The following is a 6,140-nucleotide window of genomic DNA, read 5'->3' on the forward strand; positions in this document are numbered from 1 at the left end:
GCCGGTTCGACACCGCAGTCGTAGCGTGGAGGCTGTGACATCACCCAACGATCTGCCCCGCACCCTCGGCGAGCTACGCGCTTCCGGTCATCAGGAACGCGGTGTCAAACAGGAGATCCGCGAGAACCTGCTGGCGCGCCTGGCCGCCGGTGACACCGCCGAGACGGTGTGGCCGGGCATCGTCGGGTTCGACGACACGGTGTTACCGCAGGTCGAGCGGGCACTGATCGCCGGACACGATTTTGTGTTGTTGGGTGAGCGCGGCCAGGGCAAGACGCGGCTGCTGCGGTCGTTGACGGGCCTGCTCGACGAATGGACCCCGGTGATCGCCGGTTCGGAGCTCGGTGAGCACCCGTATTCGCCCATCACCCCGGAGTCGATCCGGCGGGCCGCCGAATCCGGTGACGACCTGCCGATCAGCTGGCGGCACCGCGACGAGCGCTACACCGAGAAGCTCGCCACCCCGGACACCAGCGTCGCCGACCTGGTGGGTGACATCGACCCGGTCAAGGTGGCCGAGGGCCGCAGCCTGGGGGACCCGGAGACCATTGCCTACGGACTGGTACCGCGTGCGCACCGCGGTGTCGTGGCGATCAACGAACTGCCCGACCTCGCCGAACGTATCCAGGTGGCGATGCTCAACGTGATGGAGGAGCGCGATATCCAGGTCCGCGGGTACACCCTGCGGCTACCACTGGATGTGGTGGTGGTGGCCAGCGCCAACCCGGAGGACTACACCAACCGCGGCCGCATCATCACCCCGCTCAAGGACCGCTTCGGCGCCGAGATCCGCACCCACTACCCACTGGAACTCGATGCCGAGGTCGGTGTGATCGCACAGGAGGCGCACCTGTCGGCGGAGGTGCCGGATCACCTGCTGCAGATCATCGCCCGGTTCGCCCGGCACCTACGCGAATCCACGTCGGTGGATCAGCGTTCCGGGGTGTCGGCCCGATTTGCGATCGCGGCCGCGGAGACGGTTGCCGCCTCGGCCCGGCACCGGTCGGCGATCCTGGGCGAACAGGATCCCGTGGCGCGGGTGGTCGACCTGGCCACCATCGTCGACGTGCTGCGCGGCAAGCTGGAGTTCGAATCCGGTGAGGAAGGTCGTGAGCAGGCGGTTCTCGAACACCTGCTGCGCCGAGCCACCGCCGACACCGCACAGCGGCTCCTCGGTGGGCTGGATGTCGGGGCACTGGTCGCCGCCGTCGAATCCGGTTCCCCGGTGACCACCGGGGAACGGGTGTCGGCCAAGGACGTGCTGGCCGCGCTGCCGGATCTTCCGGTGATCGAAGACATCTCGGAGCGCCTCGGTGCCGAGTCCGATGGGCAGCGTGCCGCCGCCGTCGAACTTGCGCTGGAGGCGCTGTATCTGGCCAAGCGGATCGACAAGGTGTCCGGAGAAGGCGAAACCGTCTATGGCTAAACGCACCTCGAGGTATTTGCGCTACTCCGGCGGACCGGATCCGCTGGCGCCTCCGGTTGATCTGCGAGAAGCCCTCGAACAGATCGGCCAGGACGTCATGGAGGGCACCTCGCCGCGGCGGGCGCTGTCCGAGCTGCTCCGTCGTGGTACCCCGGGGATGCGTGGTGCCGACAAACTGGCCGCCGAGGCCAACCGTCGTCGCCGACAACTATTGAGCCGCAACAACCTTGACGGAACCCTGCAGGAGGTCAAGAAGCTGCTCGACGAAGCGGTGCTGGCAGAGCGCAAGGAGCTGGCGCGGGCTCTCGACGATGACGCCCGATTCGGTGAACTGCAACTCGATGCGCTGTCTCCGTCGCCGGCCAAGGCCGTCGAGGAGCTCGCCGACTACGGGTGGCGCTCGCCGGAGGCCCGCCAGAAGTACGACCAGATCCGCGACCTGTTGGGCCGCGAGATGCTCGACCAACGCTTCGCCGGAATGAAACAGGCGCTGCAGAACGCCGGCGACGAGGACCGCCAGCGGGTCAACGACATGCTCGACGACTTGAACAACCTGCTGGACAAGCACGCTCAGGGCCAGGACACGCCGCAGGACTTCCAGGACTTCATGAAGGCCCACGGGGAGTTCTTCCCGGAGAACCCGCGCAACATCGACGAATTGCTGGACTCCCTGGCCAAGCGGTCCGCGGCCGCGCAACGGTTCCGCAACAGTCTCAGCGCCGATCAGCGGGCCGAACTGGATACCCTGGCACAGCAGGCCTTCGGGTCGCCGTCGCTGATGAATGCTCTGAACCGGCTCGACGCTCACCTGCAGAGCGCAAGACCCGGGGAAGACTGGAACGGCTCGGAGAAGTTCTCCGGCGACCAGCCGATGGGAATGGGGGAGGCCACGCAGGCGCTTGCCGACATCGGGGAGCTCGAACAGCTCGCCGAGCAGTTGTCGCAGGGGTACGCGGGTGCCTCCATGGAGGATGTCGACCTCGAGATGCTGGCCCGCCAGCTCGGTGAGGATGCGGCCGTAGATGCACGCACCCTGTCAGAGCTGGAGAAAGCCATGATGAATCAGGGCTTCCTCGACCGCAGTTCCGACGGCAGCTGGCGGCTGTCGCCGAAAGCGATGCGGCAACTCGGGCAGGCGGCATTACGTGATGTCTCCCAACAGCTCTCGTCCCGGAACGGGGAGCGGGAGACGCGTCGCGCCGGGGCCGCCGGGGAGCTCACCGGTGCGACCCGGCCGTGGGAGTTCGGGGACACCGAGCCGTGGAACGTCACCCGGACACTCACGAATTCGGTGCTGCGACGCGCTGGAACTCCGGTCGCCGAGCGGGACGAGGGGCCGCTGCGGATCAGCGTCGATGACGTCGAGATCTCCGAAACCGAGACCCGCACCCAGGCTGCGGTGGCGCTGCTGGTGGACACCTCGTTCTCGATGGTGATGGAGAACCGGTGGCTGCCGATGAAGCGCACGGCCTTGGCGCTGAACCATTTGGTGAGCACCCGGTTTCGCTCCGATGCGCTGCAGATCATCGCGTTCGGCCGCTACGCGCGTACCGTCACCGCCGCCGAGTTGACCGGCCTCGACGGCGTCTACGAGCAGGGCACCAACCTGCACCATGCGTTGGCGCTGGCCGCGCGGCACCTGCGCCGGCACCCCAACGCCCAGCCGGTGGTGTTGGTGGTCACCGACGGGGAGCCGACGGCGCACCTGGAGAAGTGGGGGGACGGAGGCGATGTCGAGGTCTTCTTCGATTACCCGCCGCATCCGCGCACCATCGCGCACACGGTGAAGGGCCTCGACGAGATCGCCCGCCTGGATGCGCAGGTGACGATCTTCCGGCTCGGCAGCGATCCCGGGCTGGCACGATTCATCGACCAGGTGGCCCGCCGGGTGCAGGGCCGAGTGGTGGTGCCGGACCTCGACGGTCTGGGCGCCGCGGTGGTGGGCGACTACCTCAAGGCCCGCAAGCGTCGGTGAGCTGCAAGGACTGCGGTTGGCTACCAAGACACACGACCGGGGGCTAGGCTGATGTTGTCGTTTGCGTGATCGCTTGCTTGGCTCAGCCCCCGCCTGCCAGTCGATGCGCTGACCACCTAGTACGGACCGCGAGGTATTTCGTGAACAGTCCCGATGACACAGCAACCCCGTACACCGCAGCCCCCTACAACGACGTCCCCAGCTGTCTGGTCACAGAGCACTGGGATGCATCGACCGTGGTGGTGAGCTGCGCCGGCGTGATCGACATGATCACCGCCCCCCAACTCGAACAGCGGCTTTTCGAGGTCCTGGACAAGCAGCCATCCGCGCTTGTCGTGGACCTCTCCGGTATCGAATTCCTGGCCTCGCACGGCATGAACGTGTTGGTGATGGTCCGCCGCCAGCTCGCGGGCACCGCTGGGTTCGCGGTGGTGGCCGACGGTCCGGCGACCAGCCGACCGCTACGGTTGATCGGGTTGGACGACATGATCAACCTGTGCTCTACGCTCGAGGAAGCTTTCGTCAAGCTCGACGACGAAGGCGGCGCTCGGTAGGCACCGATTGCGTCGACAGACACCGATTGCTTTCGGTGAGGTACCGATGGCTTTTGGTGGGTGGAGACACCCTCGGTTGGCAAGGAAGGTCTGATGAAGCGACCAAATGAGGTCGATTTGGCGTGGGACCTGGTCGACGACCATCGAGCCCAGCTCACCGAGGCCGAACGGGAGATGGCGTTTGTCAATCTCGGGGCGGCCGAGTACACCGTGGTGATCCGGAATGTGTTGACTGCTGTTCGGCGCGCTGGAGTGCCACTGGCGGCCGCACAGGTCGACAAGGTCGCCGGGTGGATCGACTTCTATCGCGAGCAGACCGAGTTCGGCTCACTGCTCGACTGATCTTCTCGCCTTCTCGGGCGCTGCGGTGTGAATTCCAGCAGGGATGGGTACCTACCGATCCACGCTGACCATTCAGCGCGTCAGCACGCCGGCCGAGACGAGGGAGTAGATCATGGCGACCGTTACCGACTACGACGCACCGCGGCGGCGCGACGTCGAAGACACACCGCCGGACCCGTTGCGCGAGGTCGCTTCAGGTCTGGGGCAGGGAACGGGCCGCGATGCCGCCGAGGACGACGTCAGCGAATTCGGTGAACTGTTCGAGCTGCCCGGTGCGGATCTGTCGGGCGAAGAGCTGGTGGTCAAGGTCGTCCCGAAACAGGCCGACGAATTCACCTGCACCAGCTGCTTCCTGGTGCATCACCGCAGCCGGCTCGCCGTCGCACAGACCATGACCTGCGCCGACTGCGCCTAGTGGTCGGCCCGGTGTCGATGGTGTTGCGGCACTTCCGTGTTCAGCCGAGCGACTTGCGGACTCAGGGCCCTCAGCTGCGTGGCTCGGCGTTCTGAGCGCGGCGCTTCTTACGCTTGATCCCCACGCTGCCCCACAGGGAGAATCCGGTGATGGTGATCTGCGGCGCTCCGGGGGAGCCGGCGTCGCTGATGCTGTGGTCGAACGCGCCCATCACACCGGTTCCCCGGACCGTCACATTCACTTCGGGCGGCAGCAGAATGGTCTGTCCGCCCATGATCGAGTAGGCGTGGATATCGACCTCGGCGGAGGTGAAATCGGCATACCGCAGATCGAGAACACCACCGCCCAACAGCGTGACGGTGGTGAGTTTCTTCGGGACGTTCCAGCGGCCTCGTCGTTCGAACCCACTCATGATGGCCAGCAGAACAGTCGACGGCGCCGGCTTGCACGCGCCACGCCGGGTGTTGGCGATACCGGGAAGATCCGCCGAGAGCACACCGAGCTCGTCGTAGGTCTTGGCCGCGTACGCCCTGGCCAGCCGATCCTCGTACTCACGAAGATCAAGGCTGCCCTGCGCCGCGGCGTCGGTGAGCAGCTGGGCAACCTGGATCCGGTCACCCTGGATCGGATCCAGGATCGGATCATTGTCGGCGGCACACAGCGATGAGTCCCGCGAGGCTGAATTGCTCATCGAGCTTGAGCCTACGACGATCGTTGTCAACCGCAAAGGGTGGTGGAGTGATCTGGTGTCGCTCAGCCCCGGTCGGCCCAACTCGGCGCCCGCTTCTCGAGGAACGACAGCATTCCTTCGCGGGCCTCCTCGGAGACGAACAGGGCCGCCGATTCGTGGGTCAGGCGTTCGGCATCAGCGTCGAAACCGGCCAGGATCGATGCGGTGGTCAGGGCTTTCGATGCGGCCAGTCCCTGTGGAGAGGCCTTGGCCATGTCGCGGACCAGGGACGCGATCACCGGGGCCACTTCGTCGGCGGCCGTGGTGATCAGCCCGATCTCCGCGGCCTGCGCTGCGGTGAACGTCTCACCGGTGAGGTAGTAGCGACCTGCGGCGCGCGGCGCCAGCTTCGGGAGCAGCGTCATAGAGATGATTGCCGGTGCCACCCCGATCCGCGCCTCGGTGAGCGCAAACGTGCTCCGTGGCCCGGCGACCACGATGTCGCACGCGCCGATCAAACCGAGGCCGCCGGCACGTGCATGACCGTCCACGGCGCCCAGCACCGGCAGCGGATGCTCGATCACGGCACGCAACAGGGTGGTCATCTGATGCCCTCGGGCGACGGCCTGAGCCCGGGCGTCTTCCTGGCTGCTGCCGCCGGACCCTTCGCTCAGATCCGCGCCCGCACAGAAGGTGCCGCCGGTGTGGCCGAGCACGATCACCCGGACCTGCGGGTCGGCGGCCGCCGCCCGCCACCC

7 protein-coding genes are annotated in these 6,140 nt (G+C 66.6%); 5 read left to right on the forward strand and 2 right to left on the reverse strand.

Going from position 1 to position 6,140, the window contains the following annotated elements:
- The first annotated feature begins 34 nt into the window (after positions 1-34).
- The 5 genes from WBB07_RS21555 (at position 35) to WBB07_RS21575 (ending at position 4,712) form a co-directional block, all read left to right on the forward strand.
- Positions 35-1,426 (forward strand): sigma 54-interacting transcriptional regulator, encoded by a 1,392-nt coding sequence (locus tag WBB07_RS21555; protein ID WP_526310405.1) that lies wholly within the window; start codon positions 35-37, stop codon positions 1,424-1,426.
- Positions 1,419-3,401, forward strand: a complete 1,983-nt coding sequence (locus WBB07_RS21560) for a vWA domain-containing protein (RefSeq protein ID WP_526310406.1) — start codon at positions 1,419-1,421, stop codon at positions 3,399-3,401. Before WBB07_RS21555 ends, WBB07_RS21560 begins: the two co-directional genes overlap by 8 nt.
- Before the next feature lie 140 nt (positions 3,402-3,541).
- Positions 3,542-3,955 (forward strand): STAS domain-containing protein, encoded by a 414-nt coding sequence (locus WBB07_RS21565; RefSeq protein WP_526310407.1) that lies wholly within the window; start codon positions 3,542-3,544, stop codon positions 3,953-3,955.
- 93 nt (positions 3,956-4,048) lie between these two features.
- A complete protein-coding gene (locus WBB07_RS21570; RefSeq protein ID WP_526310408.1) occupies positions 4,049-4,297 on the forward strand; it encodes a hypothetical protein in 249 nt (82 codons plus the stop codon).
- A gap of 112 nt (positions 4,298-4,409) precedes the next feature.
- Complete coding sequence (locus WBB07_RS21575; RefSeq protein ID WP_526310409.1) at positions 4,410-4,712, forward strand: DUF4193 family protein; 303 nt, start codon at positions 4,410-4,412, stop codon at positions 4,710-4,712.
- Between the two features lie 70 nt (positions 4,713-4,782).
- Here WBB07_RS21575 and WBB07_RS21580 read toward each other — a convergent pair whose 3' ends face one another.
- On the reverse strand, positions 4,783-5,403 hold the full coding sequence (locus WBB07_RS21580; protein ID WP_526310410.1) for a DUF1707 domain-containing protein: 621 nt from the start codon (positions 5,401-5,403) through the stop codon (positions 4,783-4,785).
- 62 nt (positions 5,404-5,465) lie between these two features.
- Positions 5,466-6,140, reverse strand: a 675-nt coding sequence (locus WBB07_RS21585) for an enoyl-CoA hydratase family protein (RefSeq protein WP_526310411.1), incomplete at its 5' end; no start/stop codon positions are given.

The organism is Mycobacterium sp. (assembly GCF_049647605.1).
Taxonomy (GTDB): Bacteria; Actinomycetota; Actinomycetes; order Mycobacteriales; family Mycobacteriaceae; genus Mycobacterium.